This is a genomic window from Priestia endophytica, from assembly GCF_026790145.1.
GTDB lineage: Bacteria > Bacillota > Bacilli > Bacillales > Bacillaceae_H > Bacillus_I > Bacillus_I endophytica_A.
On sequence record NZ_JALAMS010000014.1, the window covers coordinates 1 to 17,682 of the forward strand.

Consider the following 17,682-nt stretch of genomic DNA (forward strand, 5'->3'; position numbering starts at 1 on the left):
TACAAAGGCTCTTTTTTATTCTTTTATAATTGTTTCTCTGTATAGGGAAGTATGACGCTTTAATCACTCATTGTGTTCCCATTTCTAAGGGGAGAGCATTGTTAAGAATAGTAATCAAACTTTTCTCCTTTTAAGCGTTTCTCCTCAATCATTCCCCATATTTCTTATCGCTTTTCCTGCTGCTGTTTTCTCTTCAATTGGTGTAGAGGGAGAGAAGATTTCGGTTCGTAAATCGTAGAAAACATCTAATTCTTTCAATATTCATATGTCTAGAGATACATATTTCATTATGATATCCTTACAACTAGCAAATAAAATACTAAAGGGGGAAGAATGAAATGACAAACAACGAAAAGATGAACGGACAAAGTAAGCTTATTCTCTTCATCTTAATTCTAGGAAACTTTTTATGTTTAATTAGTGAAACCATCATGAATGTGGCCTTACCAAAGATTATTTCAGAGTTTCATGTTCCTACAAGTTCTGCTCAGTGGCTCACAACCGGATATATGCTCATTATTGGCGTATCTGTCCCTGTATCTGCCTTTTTAATTCAACGATTTACACTTAGACAGTTATTTATGACAGCGATGAGCTTATATGTAGTAGGGTCATTGATGGCCTTTATGACACCGCTTTTTTCTATATTGTTAATGGGAAGAATGATTCAAGCCTTAGGCACAGGTCTTGTTTTACCATTAGTGATGAGTACGATGTTAACGCTTGTGCCTGTACATAAACGAGGGACAGTAATGGGCGTTTTCCAAGTTGCTATTTTATTTGCTCCTGCTATTGGACCTGTCCTTTCAGGGATTGCCATTCAGTATTATTCGTGGCGAATTATCTTTCTAGGTCTTCTGATTGCAGCGGTTCTTATTTTATTATTTGCCGCTTTTAAGTTAAAAAACGTGTTAGAAACCTCAAGACCAAAGATTCATATTCCATCTGTGGTGCTTTCAACGCTAGGTTTTGGCGGAGTTGTTTATAGCTTTAGTGTAGCTGGTGAAGGTTCCGGGTGGGGGAATCCATCGGTATGGATTACACTTGCAATTGGTATTATTGCTCTTGCTATCTTTGTGAGAAAACAAACAAAAATGACCTCACCAATGATTAGCATGACACCTTTTACATCATCTATTTTCTCAAGAGGCATTCTTTTAATGTTTCTCGTTATGATGATTCAGTTTTCTATGATGCTTATTTTACCTCTTTATTTCCAAACAGCAGCATCATTGTCTCCACTCCAAACAGGCTTTCTTATGCTGCCAGGTGGAATTACGCTTGCCTTTACAGCCATGATTGGAGGAAGATTATTCGATAAAATGGGCTTCAAGCCTCTTCTTGTTGTAGGTCTTATTCTTCTTATCATCATGCTAAGCTTATTTACGAGGATTTCGAGTGATACGACAACAACTGAAGCAACTATTTTATATGCTTTCTTTACGATTGGTGTAGGCCTAAGTGTAGGACCTGCAATGACGCTCGCTCTCAATCAAGTTCCAAAAGAACTGCATGCGCATGGTTCAGCGATTTCAAATACGATTAACCAAGTTTCAGGTGCGATTGGTCCAGCTCTTTATACAAGCATTATGACAATGACGTCACAACGATTTATAGAAGGTGCAGAGGGAGGGAACCAATCTCTTCTTGAAGTACAAGGGATGACAGAAGGCGTGCATACCGTCTATTATACAGCTTTAGGTTTTGCAGCTCTTGCTTTCGTATTGGCACTGACACTAAAGCGGAAAGATCAACAACTTCAAAATGGCTAACAAAGAATAAAAAAAGCTATCCATAAATGTGGATAGCTTTTTTTATACGAATGAAGTTTCCTAATTTTCCATATAATGAAAATTTTAAAAATTTAAGTGTTTATTTTTTTATAACATGATAATTTTTACAATGTAGGAAATATCAAAGAAAAGGAGAAATGATTTATGAAGATTAAGATTGAAAATTTACCAAACTATCGTATTGCATATGTAAGACAAGTTGGTCCATATGGTCCTCACAATGCTCAAACAATGGAGAAATTAAAAAACTGGGCTAAAGACAATAACCTACTCCATGAGAAGGCGATAATACTTGGAATTGCGCAGGATCATCCCGACACAACTCCTCCTGAAAAATGCCGCTATGATGCTTGTCTTGTCATTTCAAACGATTACGAGATTGATGGGGCTGTGAGTGAAAGTGAACTACCTGGTGGAAAATATGCGCTCTATAAAGTGAAACATACAGCAGAAGACATTCAACAAGCGTGGGATGAAATTTTTACTGAATTACTAAACAACAGTTATCAATTTGATGATAAGCCCATTTTTGAAAGATATAGGGGTGAACTGGTTAATCAAGATTATTGTGAAATTTGTGTTCCGGTAAAATAACTAAGAAACTAAGATTCTTATACTTTTAGAAAAGCAATTTTATCTTAGTATTGCCTATCATCGTAAATTAGAGGCTTATAGTTATCTAAAGGTTTTTTAAACAAAAGATCTTTAAAAATCTAATTATGCAAACTTTTAAAGAGCTTCATTTTCATTCACTTTATAAAAAAGAGGGTAACAGGCTAATAGTCTGTTATCCTTATGTTTTTATTGTAATTAATTTCCAAGTAAGGTATAATAATCAATGTAATTGAAAAGGCTTCTTCATTTTTTAAGCCCTCTTTTAGTATTAAGAAGAAATCTCATGCGAACCAGAAATAAAAAGTGAAAGAATAGGAGGGGTGTAGTGGAGAAGTATAATATGGCAATTATACTAGTTCATGAAATATATGGAGTTAATGAACATATGCAATATATGAAGAAGAGGTTATCAAATTTAGGGATAGATGTAATATGCCCTAATTTATTACATAATGATATTTCTTATTCATATGCGGAAGAAGAACATGCTTATAAGAATTTTATACAAAACATAGGGTTTGAAAACGGAGTGCTCCAAATCAATCAAGTCATCTTTAACCTGAAGCAACAGTATAGGAAGGTTGGAGTTATGGGGTTTAGTGTTGGAGCAACAATATCATGGTTATGTGGAAGAAATAACATATGTGATTTTATAATAGGTTGCTATGGGTCACGCATCCGCCATTATGTAGATGTTAAGCCTGTTTGTCCTACATTACTTATATTTGCAAATGAAGAAAAATCATTTGATGTTCCTAAACTAGTAGATCTGTTAGAGGAAAAAAGAGATTCGTTTTTAGAGATAAAAAGGTTTGACGGATCTCATGGGTTTATGAATCCATTCTCAAGTCATTATAATAAATTGTTAGCTAATCAGGCTTTGCAATATATAAATAAATTTGTACAAAAACAATTAAGTGAAAGTTTTCTATCAGAAGGCTAAACAACTTTACCCAAACTGATTTTGTGTATTTCTATTTGTTAGCTAAAAAGAGAAAGATTAATATAATCCTTTTTTGTAACAAAATAACCATATTATACAATGAACTAATCTATTATTAAATACAATAAATTCAGAAAAGAATGATTATTATAACATTCTTTTCTTTTTAACGAGGAGGATTAATAGTGGAACATGCATTAGAAGTAGAAAATCTACAAAAGTCATTTTCAAATTCGGATTTTTCTTTAAAAGACATATCTTTTTCTGTACCTTATGGCTCTATTGTTGGGTTTATTGGAGAAAATGGAGCAGGGAAAACAAGTACAATGGGTACAATCCTTGGAACATTAAGAAAGGATAGCGGCTACATAAGAGCATTTGGCGAAGAGATGAATGATGAAAAAAATGAGTTAAAAGAACATATTGGTGTTGTGTATGACAGCATGAATTTTCCTGGTAATTTGGACGTAACAAAGCTAGGAAAAGTAATGAAACATGTCTACAAAAACTGGAACAGTGAGACGTATTCACATTATATTGATGTATTTTCTCTCTCTAAAAAACAGACGATAAAGAGTTTTTCAAAAGGCATGTCAATGAAAGTCTCGCTTGCGGTGGTTCTTTCCCATGATGCAAAAATTTTAATATTAGACGAGGGCAACAGCAGGGCTTGATCCTGTTGCACGAGAAGACGTATTGGACGTGTTTTCAGAGTTTGTAAAAGACCAAAAGCGGTCAATTTTGCTATCTTCTCATATTACGAGTGATATTGAGAAAATAGCAGATCAACTCGTGTTTATCAAGAAAGGAGAGATTGTGTTAAGGGTTAGCACAGAGGAATTATTAAACAATTACACTATTGTTCAATGTAAAGCTCATGATGTAGAGGCAATTGCAGAGGAGAGCATTAGCATACGTAAGCGTGACAATGGTATGTTTGATATTCTCTTACCTTACAGCAAAGAACTTCCTCTGCAATATCAAAACAAAGACTTTACAATTGATGATATTACATTGCTATTAATGAAAGGAGACGTGAAACGTGAAGGGACTCTTATTAAGTAATTTATATTCGATTGAAAAAAGCATTAAAGTATGTATGCTTTTCGCTATTGTAGCGATTCCATTTGTGTTAATGGCCGCCGATCAAGGTCCAGTATTGAGAATGGCATTCTTAGCTCCTTTTTTTCTATTAGCAATAACTTCTTTGGAAACGTTAAAACATGATAATGAATCAGGGTGGAACAAATACGAAATTACCCTTCCTGTCAAAAGAGCTCATATTATTAGTAGTAAGTACTTTACATTTTTACTTCTCGTTATCCTTGGGATTACAGTTACATCTTTAGGGATGCTAATTGCTAATTTTTTAGATTGGTTTCAGTTTACTACTTCTTCTTTCGCTCTTGTAGCTAAAGGAGTATCGCTAGCATTATGTATAGGGGCTTTAGCATATCCTTTAACATATATTTTAGGAACCAAAAAGTCAGAAATAGTAATGGGAAGCAGTATAGGTTTTTCATTTGGACTGTGGTTTTTATTAGGTGGTTTGTTTTCTTTAGAGGGGCAAAATAGTGATGAAATCTTTGCGATTATACACCTTATAGTCTCAGTACTATGTTTTACAATTTCATACTTCGTTTGCAGAGTAATTTATAGCCGCAAAGAGTTTTAAAGCGACAGAATTTCTGAGCTTTTATGTTAGGGTCATTCTTCTTTTTATCATCCTAAGCATTATAAGAAGAGGGGAAAAATAATAGAGAAATAAGAGAGAGGATCTACTAAGATAGATCCTCTTTTGCTTATTTATTATCAGTTTATTAAGAGCTCCTAAGATATTTAGCGATGTGTTTTTTCCTAAATCGCTCGTCTACATAATAGCTACCATTTTCCATATTTTAATTGAAAGGAAATATTTTTTAATGCTTCAATTTTATTATAGTTCTTATTGTAGAAAGTAGTTTTTTTGTTAATCAAAGAAGCTTTTAAGGGTACTTATCCTCCATGCTGAGATGAACTTTTAATGTATACAGATAATTTTCAAACTTGACTTTATACCTTGGGGGGTATAATATTAGGGCTGTAATCTTCATTGTTCTTCTTGTAAATGAAGGAATACTTTTAGGTTGCGAAGCTGGGAATATCGTTTTTCAGAACCACTTAGCCTAAATAGAAAAGAAAGGAGTGTTGAATTTTGGAATATGATCAAAAAGTGAAAAATCGTTTGCGCCGAATTGAAGGACAGATTAAAGGTGTACTAAGTATGATGGAACAAAAGAAAGATTGTAGAGATATCGTAACTCAATTATCAGCTGCCAGAAGCGCTATAGATCGAACTATAGGCGTTATTGTAAGTGAAAATCTAGAGCAGTGTGTCCGCGAAAGCATTGAAAAAGGGGAAAGTACAGAAGATCTAGTAAGAGAAGCTGTCGAATTATTAGTCAAAAGCAGATAATAAAGTTCATCAACCTTATTGATTAAAGGTTGACGTACTTTATTCCACACGTTTATATACCTATACAGGTATATGTAATTAATCATCGTAAGTAATGGTGAAATTTGAAATTTATTATTTTATTTTTTTACCATTATACCCCTTTAGGTATTCGAGTGAGGAGAAGGAGAATTATTATGACCGAACAAAAGAAACGAACAACAATTGTATTATTTAGTGGGGATTACGATAAAGCAATGGCAGCTTATATTATTGCCAACGGAGCAGCAGCTTATGACCATAAAGTAACTATTTTTCATACATTTTGGGGATTAAATGCTTTGCGTCAGGAAACATCAGCTCCTGTTAATAAAGGACTTCTAGAAAAGATGTTTGCTAAAATGATGCCTCGTGGCGCAGATAAAATGGAATTGTCAAAAATGCATTTCGGTGGGATAGGGCCTAAAATGATTAAGCACGTTATGAAGAAACATAATGCTCTAACATTACCACAGCTAGTTGAAATGGCACAGGAACAAGATGTGAACCTAGTAGCTTGCACAATGACAATGGATCTTCTTGGGTTACAGAAAGAAGAATTGCTGAATGATATCGAATATGCAGGTGTAGCAGCTTACTTAGCAGATGCAGAAGAGGGAAATGTGAACTTATTCATCTAATAAGTTAAAAAGCCTCACAGAACAAAAGGAGTGTAATAAAGACGATGAACGAGAGTATTTTCATTAACATACTTATCTTTGGGTTCATTTTATTGTTTGTATTTCAACGTTTTATTACTAGAAAAGGAATGAAACAAATTACAACAACAGAGTTAAAAAGGGAGTTGGAAGACAAAAAGAAACAGTTTATAGATGTTCGTACACCTTCCGAGTTCCGCACAAAACATATTAAAGGATTTCAGAATATTCCTCTTGCAGAGCTCCGTCAACAGTCCCATCATCTTTCAAAGGAGAGAGAAGTTTTTGTAATTTGTCAAAGCGGTATGAGAAGCGCTAAAGGGAGTCGAGTGTTAAGAAAGCTTGGGTTTAAAAGAGTAACGAATATAAAAGGTGGGATGAATACTTGGATATAGAGACTTCTCATCATCACATAGAAACAAAAATCATCTTAGAAAATGACAGAGGTATTGAGCGTAAGAAAAATAATTTTTAAGCTCTAATATACCCCACCCCCTATATAGAATAAGGAGGAATAAGAATGATAAAAGCAGATGCTGTGTTAGATGCAAAAGGATTAGCATGTCCAATGCCTATCGTAAGAACAAAAAAGAAAATGGATGAGTTAAAGGCTGGACAAGTATTAGAAGTGCAAGCAACAGATAAAGGCTCGACAGCAGATTTACAAGCTTGGGCAAAAAATACAGGTCACAAATATTTAGAAACGAAAATAGAAGGAAATATACTTCATCATTTTCTTCGTAAAGATGGCGATCATCTCTTAGAAGAGAGATTTGCTATTCCTGCTATTTCACTAGAAGCATTCAGAAAGAAAGTTGAAAGTAATAAACAACCTTGTATTTTAGATGTTCGTGAGATAGAGGAATATGAACAAGCTCATATTCCAGGAGTAATTCATATCCCTCTTAGTGAAGTTGAAAAGCGTTCAAATGAGTTAAGCAAAGATGAAGAAATCTATGTTATTTGTCATTCTGGAAAAAGAAGTGAAATCGCAGCTCAAACTATGAGAAAACAAGGTTTTAAAAAGTTGATTAATGTTGTGCCAGGGATGTGTGATTGGAAAGGTAAAACAGAGCAATAAAATAGGGTGTTGTATATTAAACAAGACCAGCTATTCTACAAACAAAGTCAGAGAAACTTTGAACTATTTCGAGAGAAAAAAAGCATGATTCATATTCTAATCTTTATGAAATTTTTTTACTACAAAATATACTATAGGGGGTATTTAATGTGTCTATATATACTCTTACTGCAAAAGAGATCACCCAAAAAATATTTAATAAAGAACCATTATTTATTTTAGATGTTCGTAATGAACATGATTTTAAGGATTGGAAGATTGAAGGCCATTATTTTGAATATCTCAATGTACCTTACTTTGATCTTCTAGATGGAGTAGAGGAGATTTTAGAAAAAATGCCTCCTAATAAAGAGATTTTAGTTGTTTGTGCTAAAGAAGGTTCTTCAATTATGGTAGCTGATATGCTTTCAGAAGCTGGTCTTACTGTGGCATATCTGAAAGGGGGGATGAGAGCATGGAGTGAACATGTAGAGCCTGTAAAAGTAGGAGATCTAAAAGGTGGTGGAGAGATATATCAATTTGTTCGAATTGGTAAAGGGTGTCTCGCATACATGGTTGTAGCAAATAAAGAAGCAGTTGTGATAGATGCTACACGTATGACAGATATTTATGTTGATTTTTCGAAGGGAATCGGAGCAACCATTACTCATGTCTTTGATACACATCTCCATGCAGATCATATTTCAGGTGGAAGATCACTAGCAGAAGAAACAAAAGCAACTTACTGGTTACCAGAAAAAGATGCTAAAGAAGTTGAGTTTGATTATGAACCATTAGAAGAAGAAACGGTTATTACTATTGGAAATACAGACGTTTCTATTCAAGCTCTTTACTCTCCAGGTCATACGATTGGTTCGACTTCTTTTATCATCGATAAACAGTATCTTCTTTCAGGCGATATTCTGTTCATTGACTCGATTGGTAGACCAGATCTAGCCGGTATGGCAGAAGATTGGATAAGCGATTTAAGAGAGACGCTCTACAAGCGATACAAAGAGCTATGGGATGAATTAATTGTACTACCAGCTCACTTTATGATGATTGACGAGTTAAATGAAGATGGAAGTGTAGCCAAAACATTAAATACGTTGTTTGCTAAAAATCATGGTTTAAATATTGAGGATGAGAGAGAATTTAAACATTTATTGATAGATTATCTGCCGCCTCAACCACATGCATATCAAGAAATTCGTGAAACAAATATGGGGAAAAGAAATCCTAATGAAGAAAAGCAACGTGAAATGGAAATTGGACCAAATCGCTGTGCTATTCGATAAATAGAAAATATGAAAAGGTTGATAAGAAGATAACAGAGGAGCTGTAAATATGAAAGCAGATAAAGTATTAGATGCAAAAAAATTAGCATGTCCTATGCCAATTATTAAAACAAAGAAAGCAATCAATGAGTTACAACAGGGTAAGATTTTAGAAGTCCATGTAACAGACAAAGGAGCTAAAAAGGACTTTACTGCTTGGACTAATTCAAGCGGCCATGAACTTTTAAAGCAAGTGGAAGAGGACAATGTGTTAATGTTTTGGATTAAAAAAGGATAAAGAACAATCAAGATGAAAGGATACCCCTTCATCTTGAAAGGGAGGAAACCCTAATGGATATTGCATTTGTTATAACTCTTTTTATCATTGGGGTTATAGGTTCTTTTATATCCGGGATGATAGGCATTGGAGGATCTGTTATCAACTATCCTATGTTATTGTATCTTCCTCCGTTAGTAGGGGTAATGTCATTAACAGCACATGAAGTTGCGGGCATCGGGGCTATTCAAGTGTTTTTTGCTACAATCAGCGGGGTTTGGACATATCGAAAAAGCGGATTTTTACACAAAAAATTAATTATATATAGGGGAAGCAGTATTTTTATAAGTAGCATAGCAGGGAGTTACTTTTCTCAGTTGATATCTGAAAAAGGAATGAATTATATATATGGAGTCTTAGCTCTTATAGCTGTTATTTTTATGTTTACCGCTAAGACAAAGCAAGAAGACGTGGCAGATAGAGAAGTAACCTTTAATAAATGGTTAGCTTCCTCTTTAGCTTTTATCATTGGAGGAATATCCGGGATTTTAGGAGCAGGAGGAGCCTTCATATTGGTTCCTATTATGCTTAGTGTATTGAACATTCCAACAAGAACAACGATTGCTTCTTCTCTAGCTATTACCTTTATCTCTTCTATGGGAACAGTCATGGGTAAAGTTGGTACAGGTCAAGTTCTCTTTGTACCTGCTTCCATTCTGATTATTGCTAGTCTACTAGCATCTCCACTAGGAGCCCATCTAGGACAAAGGGTGAATGCAAAGTTTTTGCAATGGCTATTAGCTCTATTCATTTTAGCTACTGCTCTTAAAATTTGGATTGGAATTGTTTAAAAAGTTTGTAAAAACAAATGTACTTTCACGTAACAAGTAAAAAGGCTTGAGTTCATTGCAACTCAAGCTTTTTATTTTCTTTAAATTACATGGTGTGAATAAAATATCCATAAAACACGTTTGTTTAATTTCACATTATTTATTTTGAGGAATCACTAGTGAAAATGATACCCAAAGAGTGCAGGGCGTCTTTTACAGTAGCCATTTTTAAAGTTCTATCAAGATTAATCCCTAGTTGTACAGCAGATAAAGCTAGCTCTGGTCTTAATCCTGTTAAAATACAATGAACGCCAAGTAATGACATTACATGATTAATTTTAAAAAGATGCTCTGTTACAATTGAATCTAATTTATAAATACCTGAAAAGTCGATAATTAAACAATTTACTTTTTGAGTCTGTACCTTTATGGGTACATCTGTTAAGAGTTGGTGTGCTCTTTCCTCATCTATGGAGCCTACTAACGGGAGGATTGCGATTCCATCTAAAAGAGGAACAAGGGTTGCAGACAGTTCGTTTATTTGTTTTACGATTTCTTTTTGTTTTTTCTCATGTTCTCTTCTTGTTGTTATATCTCTGACATAAGTTTGGATTACTTTTGTATTTCCCATTAATATAGGGTGGCAGTACAATTCAACATTAACTGTTGTTCCATCCATTCTGTATATCGTTTCTTCAATGAGCTCTGCTGGACGTTCATAAGCAGATTGAATTCTTGTTCTTATAGCTTCTTTAGAAGTTTCTTGAAAGATATCTAACGGACTTGCACCAATAATCTCTTCTTTTGTACTTCTAAAAAACTCTTCAGCTGCGTGATTCACATATATAATTTTATGATTTGAATGGATGATAAGTGGATCTAATGCATATTCCATTACTTGTTTATAGTCAATATCGGAAATATTTTCCCTCATAGTATTCACTCCCTGATAAAAAGCCTAAAGCATTGGCCAACTTTTATCAAGGTTTTGAGTGTTTCTTTCTTTCAAATTAATTAGGTTCATCAAAGCAGTTAATTTGGTTATAGAGGACTTTTATCATATGTTGCGTTAGAGTATAGGAATATAAAAAATCCACTTTTTATTTACTCAGAGAAAAGATAGAGGAAAATAAACTGGAATATCCTGTATAATCTAAGCTTCTTCATTTCTTTAATTGTTATAAACCATTAAGTAAGGAGGGAGGGAGAAGAGTGAAAGAGCTCATTGGAGTATGCATTGAATGCAAGAGAGACATTTATTGTTTGAATGGATTTTTAGATGGAATTATTAGCGAAAATGGTCAGTTGATATGCTTCTCATGTAACAAGAAATTGGCTTCAAAAGAGTCGAGCAAAACTTGAAATCTCCATCTAGTGTATATCTTCTGCCTATTTAAAGAAGAAAGAGCGTACTTTATTTTCGTTAAAGCACGCTCTTTCGTTTAGGAGCTAAAGATTTTTTCCCTAATAAATATTCTTGGCATCAGAAGGTAAATGTTTTACATGTGTAAGATAGCTCATCATATTTCTATCCTCAGTAAGATGATAAGTGAACAATAATGTTCTAGCCACATCTTTTCCTAAACATCTAAACAGTTCACAGGTAACAAATATTGCATTCCAAAAGGTAGCATAGTTATCGTCCCCATACGATTTTTTATACATTTCCCAGTACTTTTTAGGAAGGTGATTTTTGAAATATTTTCCCATTTTCCCTACTGAAATTTCAAAGTTGTGCTGACTGCCAATCCACCATGATACCATTTCATCTAGCCTTGATCTAATCACACATTCAAACATTCCTTTAGCATATGGAAGTTCGTCACGCCAAATGCCTTTTGCTACGTTTTGAAGGTTCCACCAAAAATCATTACAGCACTCGGTAAACATAAACTCTGATGGTTTTTCTACATGATAATCCGCATCTGTCGGAGAGGGAATAGGCGATAATTTATGATCTTTATCAAGTAGTGGAAGAGTCAGTTTTTCATGACCATAATGCTCCTGCATATATTCCTTTTTTTCAATATGAAGATCTACTCGAGTACCGTCTGTAAAAAGCATAAGATACCCATATGAACAAGGGGAATCTATAGCACTATTTTGAGATTGATCGTTTTTATCTGGTTCCTGCATGAGAAGGACGTCACCAAACAAATTTAGCCATTTTTTGTCTTTTATAAAAGGTAAAGTTTCTGTCACAACATATACGATATCATAATCTTGGAAAATATCTTTCGGAACATGAGGATTTGTTCGTGAGCCATTCATGTATACCGCTCGAATCCGATCGTCATTTTTGGCAATGTTCATGATTATATTCATCATTTCTTGTTCAGTTCTCATTCCATATCCCTCCTTGAGACTTGAGAATATTTAGTTTGTTTTAACTTAGCCATGGAGGAGGGCGGGGGCGATGTGAAAGCAGCAAAATAGAAAGAGGTTATAACTTGTTCAGCTTCTTTTTCATCCCATATTCCTCTCTTTTAAATTTATCTTATGGCTACATTACTTCAATAGGAGTTAGAAGATTCCTTCTTTACCTCCGTAGTTATAGAATATCGACTATACTACGCTTGGCTAGTATTTTATTATCGCTCCAACAGACTAATCAAAAGAATTGAATTTAATTTGAGCATGTTTATGAAATGGGACTCCTTAAGGACTAAAGAATTATTTGCAAATAAAATTCTGATTTTTTGTCCATGAAAGGTGGACAAAATTAATTTTTTCTATTACTATAAGTTTTGTAAACGCTATCATTAAAGCTTTCTAGCAGTTGCTTGTGTTTTTATGGGGAGGACACATGTGTTTTTTAAAAGAGAAATAAACGTAGTGTTCTTAAAAGTAAGCGTTGAAATAGGGATAAATCATTAAAGATTTTACGTTTATTTCTACAAACAATAAGGGGGTACATGAAATGTCGAGTAAAACATTACATGAATTTTTAAAAGAAAACTTGGATGAGTTAAAAAACAAAGGACTTTATAATGTGATTGATCCTGTAGAAGGGCCAAATGGGCCAATCATTACAATTGCAGGAAGAGAGTTAATTAATTTGTCATCTAATAACTATTTAGGTTTGGCAACAGATCAGCGATTAATAGATGCTTGTTTAGAAGCAACGAAAACTTATGGCGTTGGAGCTGGAGCTGTTCGCACAATTAATGGAACGCTAGATATTCACGTCAAATTAGAAGAGAGACTCGCCCAATTTAAGCATACAGAAGCAGCCATTGCCTATCAATCAGGATTTAATTGTAATATGGCAGCCATTTCAGCAGTGATGGATAAACACGATGCTATTCTTTCAGATGAACTTAATCATGCTTCTATTATTGATGGATGTCGATTATCAAAGGCAAAGATTATCCGCTATAACCATTCTGATATGGAAGATCTACGAACGAAAACACGTCAAGCAAAAGAGTCAGGAATGTACAACAAAATCATGATTATTACAGACGGAGTATTCTCGATGGACGGAGATATTGCCAAGCTTCCAGAGATTGTGGAGATTGCTGAAGAGTTGGATGTAATGACATATGTTGATGATGCCCATGGATCAGGTGTATTAGGAAATGGCGCAGGAACAGTGAAACATTTTGGGTTATCAGATCGAGTAGATTTTCAAATAGGAACGTTATCTAAAGCTATCGGGGTTGTAGGAGGCTATGTAGCAGGAAAGAGAGATTTAATAGATTGGTTAAAAGTAAGAAGTCGTCCATTCTTATTCTCAACAGCGGTCACACCTGGAGCAGTTGCCGCTTGTATAGAAGCTATTGATATTTTGATGGATAGCTCAGATCTTCAAAATAAGCTATGGGAAAACAGCAATTATTTGAAAGAAGGGCTGAAAGCATTAGGATTTGATATTGGAGCAAGCGAAACACCGATCACCCCTTGTGTAATCGGAGATGAAGCAAAAACACAGCAGTTTAGTAAGAGACTGAATGAAGAGGGCGTGTATGCAAAATCTATCGTTTTTCCTACCGTTCCAAAAGGCACAGGGCGAGTAAGAAATATGCCAACGGCTGCGCATACAAAAGAGATGCTAGACCATGCCTTAGCTCTTTATGAAAAAGTAGGAAAAGAGATGGAACTTATTTAAGGGGAATACTTGCAGGATCGTAAGCAAAAAAGGGGAGGTTTTTTCATGAAAAAGATCTTAGTAACAGGCGCTTTAGGTCAAATTGGTTCAGAGTTAACGCTAAAAATGAGAGAGATTTACGGACACGACAATATCATCGCAACAGATATTAGAAGAACGGAAAGTGATGTTGTTCAATCAGGCCCATTTGAAATTTTAGATGTGACAGAGGAAAAAGGAATGTTCAACATCGCTAAAAAATATGAAGTAGATACAATTATTCATTTAGCTGCTTTACTATCAGCAACAGCTGAAAAGAAGCCGCTTTTAGCCTGGCATTTAAATATGGGTGGATTAGTAAATGCGTTGGAAGCAGCAAGAGAACTAAATTGTCAACTCTTCACTCCTAGTTCTATTGGCGCTTTCGGTCCGACAACTCCTAAAAATCTGACTCCGCAAGATATTATTCAACGACCAACAACGATGTATGGGGTAAATAAAGTATCTGGAGAATTACTATGTGATTACTATTACTCCAAATTTGGAGTAGACACGAGGGGGCTTCGGTTCCCTGGGCTCATTTCATATATGACACCTCCTGGTGGAGGAACAACGGACTACGCAGTTGAAATCTACTATGAAGCAATTAAACATAAAAGATATACATCTTATATTGCTGAGGGGACGTATATGGATATGATGTACATGCCTGATGCATTAACGGCTATTATTACATTGATGGAAGCTGATGCTTCCAAATTAAAACACCGAAATTCATTTAACGTATCTGCTATGAGCTTTGATCCAGAGGAAATTGCCGCTGAAATCCAAAAACATATTCCAGAGTTTGTCCTAAAGTATAAAGTCGATCCTGCAAGACAATCTATTGCCGACAGCTGGCCTAATCGAATAGATTCTACTTGTGCAAAAGAAGAGTGGGGGTTTAAGCCAGAATACAATCTAGAAAAAATGACAGAAGATATATTATCAAAGTTAAGATTAAAATCAATTTCAGTTACTGCCTAGATCAGCCTATTATTTGAAGTACTGTATGTAGTATAAGGAATGAAAGATCAGTACGTAATGCACTCTTAATAACACTTTAAAAGTAAGCGCTTTCTTTCGGTGTGGAGAACACCTTTAAACAGAACTATTAGCTTTCATCAAACTTTGACTATGAGTGGTGTAGGGGGAAATAGGATGGCAAACAAAGATTTGAATAGGGATTTGAAAAGTCGTCATATTCAGATGATTGCGCTAGGCGGTACAATTGGCGTTGGTTTATTTATGGGGTCAGCGAGCACGATTCAATGGACAGGGCCGTCTGTTATGTTAGCTTATGCAATTTCCGGTGTTTTTATATTTCTCATTATGCGGGCAATGGGAGAAATGTTGTATGTAGAACCAAGTACAGGTTCATTTTCGACATTTGGCTATAAGTATATTCATCCATTAGCAGGATATATGACAGCATGGAGTAACTGGTTTCAGTGGGTAATTGTTGGGATGGCGGAAATTATTGCGGTTGGAACGTATATGCAGTATTGGTTCCCTGATCTTCCTGCTTGGATTCCAGGTTTTATTGCCATGATTATTCTTGGAGCAGCTAACTTAATTTCTGTTAAATCTTTTGGCGAAATTGAATTTTGGTTTGCGCTCATTAAAATTGTAACCATTATTTTAATGATTGTAGCGGGAATTGGACTCATTTTCTTTGGCTTTGGAAGTGGAGGGGAAGCCATCGGATTATCGAATTTATGGGAGCATGGTGGCTTATTTACAGGCGGATGGAAAGGATTTTTCTTTGCCTTATCCCTCGTTTTTGCCGCCTATCAAGGTGTAGAACTTGTTGGAATTACATCTGGTGAAGCAAAAGATCCGAAAAAAACGTTAACAAAAGCTATTCAAAGTACAATTTGGCGAATTTTAATCTTTTATATTGGCGCTATTTTTGTTATTGTCACTGTTTATCCATGGGATCAACTGAATGCAATTGGGAGTCCATTTGTAGCCACTTTCGCAAAAGTTGGGATTACAGCTGCCGCTGGATTTATTAACTTTGTTGTCATCACAGCTGCGATGTCTGGATGCAATAGTGGGATTTATAGTGCAGGACGCATGCTTTATACGTTAGGCATAAATGGACAAGCCCCTAAATTCTTTGCGAAAGTCTCTCATGGTGGTGTTCCGCTATTTGGTACATTTGGTGTTTTAATTGGACTAGCCATTGGCGTTGTTTTAAGTTATATTGCACCAGAAAACCTATTTGTACATGTATATAGTGCAAGCGTTCTTCCAGGTATGATTCCATGGTTTGTTATTCTTATTAGTCAAATTCAATTCAGGAAGAGAAATAGGGCAAAAATGGATCACCATCCATTCAAAATGCCTTTTGCTCCTTTCACAAACTATACCACCATTGCGTTCTTACTAATGGTCCTTATTGGTATGTGGATTAATGAAGAAACAAGGATATCCCTTATTGTAGGAATTGGTTTCCTTTCTGTTGTTGTGATCAGTTATTATGCTTTCAGAATAGATAAGCGTGTACGAACTCATGATCAAAAAGATGATGAAGCCATGATTCAATAGAAAAAAACGCAAAAAGGGTTCCTAATTAGGAACCCTTTTTTATATCCGCATTTCTCCACCTTATTTTTCGTCTACTACTTCCTTTAAGATTTCATATGATCGCTTTTGTTTCTCACGATCATAAATATATGAAACAGCCATAATTTCATCTACATTATAGTTGTTTTGGAAATCTGTTAGCTGTTTACGAATCGTCTCTTTACTTCCTTTAAAGGTTACGCTTGTCATAGATGAAATCATGTTTTCTTCCATCGGATTCATATGAGCCTGCATGTTTTCTACAGGTGGTTTCATCGGCATTTTTGTACCGCGAATAACATTAAGGAAGAAGAAATGCATTGTTGAAGCTAGAAATTCAGCTTCTTTATCAGTCTCAGCTCCAATAACATTTAATCCTACCGTCATATATGGTTTATCCAAATATGGAGAAGGTTTAAAACGTCTACGATAAATAGAAATCGCTTCTTCCATCTGTGCAGGAGCAAAGTGAGATGCAAATACATATGGCAATCCAAGTTCTGCAGCTAAATAAGCTGAATCAGTGGAAGAGCCAAGAATATAAATGGGCACATTTGTCCCTACGCCAGGATAGGCTTTTACATACCCTTGTGTTTCTTCTGAACCAAAATACGTTAATAATTCTTTTACGTCTTCTGGGAAAGTATGAACAGAATCACTTTTTGAGCGACGTAGAGCACTTGCTGTCATCATATCTGTGCCAGGTGCACGCCCAAGACCTAAATCAACGCGGTCAGGATAAATTGTTGCCATCGTCCCAAATTGTTCTGCAGCGACTAATGGAGCATGGTTAGGAAGCATAATTCCTCCAGAACCAACGCGGATGCTATTTGTGTTTTCTAGCGTATGTTTCATTAAAATAGAAGTTGCAGAACTTACAAGTGTAGGTGTATTGTGATGCTCTGCAATCCAATATCGTTTATAGCCCATCTTCTCCGTAGCTTGAGCAAGATCGGCAACAGCGTCAATCGCTTCTTTCCCATCTTGGCCTTCTCGAATAGGAGCTAAGTTTAAAACCGAAACAGGGATATTAATATTTGACATAGGAGTGTGTC

Annotated in this window: 19 protein-coding genes; 16 read left to right on the plus strand and 3 right to left on the minus strand. The window is 35.2% G+C overall.

From position 1 onward, the window contains the following. Positions 1-338 precede the first annotated feature (338 nt). The 13 genes from MOC86_RS10855 (at position 339) to MOC86_RS10915 (ending at position 9,948) form a co-directional block, all read left to right on the plus strand. On the plus strand, positions 339-1,772 hold the full coding sequence (locus tag MOC86_RS10855) for a DHA2 family efflux MFS transporter permease subunit (RefSeq protein WP_268584181.1): 1,434 nt from the start codon (positions 339-341) through the stop codon (positions 1,770-1,772). Positions 1,773-1,937: 165 nt separating this feature from the next. Beyond that, positions 1,938-2,387: an AraC family transcriptional regulator gene (locus MOC86_RS10860; RefSeq protein WP_268584183.1), complete on the plus strand. Its 450-nt coding sequence runs from the start codon at positions 1,938-1,940 to the stop codon at positions 2,385-2,387. Positions 2,388-2,733: 346 nt separating this feature from the next. Next, positions 2,734-3,351 (plus strand): dienelactone hydrolase family protein, encoded by a 618-nt coding sequence (locus MOC86_RS10865; RefSeq protein ID WP_419146629.1) that lies wholly within the window; start codon positions 2,734-2,736, stop codon positions 3,349-3,351. A gap of 185 nt (positions 3,352-3,536) precedes the next feature. Then, positions 3,537-4,025, plus strand: coding sequence for an ATP-binding cassette domain-containing protein (locus MOC86_RS10870; protein WP_268584184.1), 489 nt, complete (start codon positions 3,537-3,539; stop codon positions 4,023-4,025). A gap of 22 nt (positions 4,026-4,047) precedes the next feature. Then, positions 4,048-4,416, plus strand: a complete 369-nt coding sequence (locus tag MOC86_RS10875) for a hypothetical protein (protein WP_268584185.1) — start codon at positions 4,048-4,050, stop codon at positions 4,414-4,416. After that, complete coding sequence (locus MOC86_RS10880; RefSeq protein ID WP_268584186.1) at positions 4,394-5,026, plus strand: ABC-2 transporter permease; 633 nt, start codon at positions 4,394-4,396, stop codon at positions 5,024-5,026. Before MOC86_RS10875 ends, MOC86_RS10880 begins: the two co-directional genes overlap by 23 nt. Before the next feature lie 519 nt (positions 5,027-5,545). Further along, complete coding sequence (locus tag MOC86_RS10885; RefSeq protein WP_268584187.1) at positions 5,546-5,806, plus strand: metal-sensitive transcriptional regulator; 261 nt, start codon at positions 5,546-5,548, stop codon at positions 5,804-5,806. Positions 5,807-5,982: 176 nt separating this feature from the next. After that, on the plus strand, positions 5,983-6,465 hold the full coding sequence (locus MOC86_RS10890; protein WP_268584189.1) for a DsrE/DsrF/DrsH-like family protein: 483 nt from the start codon (positions 5,983-5,985) through the stop codon (positions 6,463-6,465). A 44-nt stretch (positions 6,466-6,509) separates the two neighbouring features. Further along, on the plus strand, positions 6,510-6,878 hold the full coding sequence (locus MOC86_RS10895; RefSeq protein WP_268584190.1) for a rhodanese-like domain-containing protein: 369 nt from the start codon (positions 6,510-6,512) through the stop codon (positions 6,876-6,878). Positions 6,879-7,003: 125 nt separating this feature from the next. Continuing rightward, the gene (locus MOC86_RS10900) at positions 7,004-7,564 is read left to right on the plus strand and encodes a sulfurtransferase TusA family protein (protein ID WP_268584191.1); all 561 of its coding nucleotides are present in this window, start codon (positions 7,004-7,006) and stop codon (positions 7,562-7,564) included. A gap of 149 nt (positions 7,565-7,713) precedes the next feature. Beyond that, the gene (locus tag MOC86_RS10905; RefSeq protein WP_268584192.1) at positions 7,714-8,841 is read left to right on the plus strand and encodes an MBL fold metallo-hydrolase; all 1,128 of its coding nucleotides are present in this window, start codon (positions 7,714-7,716) and stop codon (positions 8,839-8,841) included. Between the two features lie 49 nt (positions 8,842-8,890). Further along, positions 8,891-9,118, plus strand: a complete 228-nt coding sequence (locus MOC86_RS10910) for a sulfurtransferase TusA family protein (RefSeq protein ID WP_268584194.1) — start codon at positions 8,891-8,893, stop codon at positions 9,116-9,118. Between the two features lie 53 nt (positions 9,119-9,171). Then, positions 9,172-9,948 (plus strand): sulfite exporter TauE/SafE family protein, encoded by a 777-nt coding sequence (locus MOC86_RS10915; protein WP_268584196.1) that lies wholly within the window; start codon positions 9,172-9,174, stop codon positions 9,946-9,948. 139 nt (positions 9,949-10,087) lie between these two features. On the opposite strand, the gene MOC86_RS10920 is transcribed toward MOC86_RS10915, so the two are convergent. Continuing rightward, the gene (locus MOC86_RS10920; RefSeq protein WP_268584197.1) at positions 10,088-10,861 is read right to left on the minus strand and encodes a PAS domain S-box protein; all 774 of its coding nucleotides are present in this window, start codon (positions 10,859-10,861) and stop codon (positions 10,088-10,090) included. A 530-nt stretch (positions 10,862-11,391) separates the two neighbouring features. After that, entirely contained in the window at positions 11,392-12,273 is an 882-nt protein-coding gene (locus MOC86_RS10925; protein ID WP_268584198.1) for an aminoglycoside 6-adenylyltransferase, read from the minus strand. Positions 12,274-12,847: 574 nt separating this feature from the next. Between MOC86_RS10925 and MOC86_RS10930 the strand changes: the two genes are divergently transcribed. From MOC86_RS10930 to MOC86_RS10940, 3 genes are all read left to right on the plus strand, one after another. After that, on the plus strand, positions 12,848-14,038 hold the full coding sequence (locus MOC86_RS10930; RefSeq protein ID WP_268584199.1) for a glycine C-acetyltransferase: 1,191 nt from the start codon (positions 12,848-12,850) through the stop codon (positions 14,036-14,038). Positions 14,039-14,083: 45 nt separating this feature from the next. Further along, a complete protein-coding gene (locus MOC86_RS10935) occupies positions 14,084-15,043 on the plus strand; it encodes an L-threonine 3-dehydrogenase (RefSeq protein ID WP_268584201.1) in 960 nt (319 codons plus the stop codon). Positions 15,044-15,217: 174 nt separating this feature from the next. Beyond that, a complete protein-coding gene (locus tag MOC86_RS10940) occupies positions 15,218-16,609 on the plus strand; it encodes an amino acid permease (protein WP_268584202.1) in 1,392 nt (463 codons plus the stop codon). 60 nt (positions 16,610-16,669) lie between these two features. Here MOC86_RS10940 and MOC86_RS10945 read toward each other — a convergent pair whose 3' ends face one another. Continuing rightward, positions 16,670-17,671, minus strand: coding sequence for an LLM class flavin-dependent oxidoreductase (locus tag MOC86_RS10945; protein WP_268584204.1), 1,002 nt, complete (start codon positions 17,669-17,671; stop codon positions 16,670-16,672). Between the last annotated feature and the right edge of the window lie 11 nt (positions 17,672-17,682).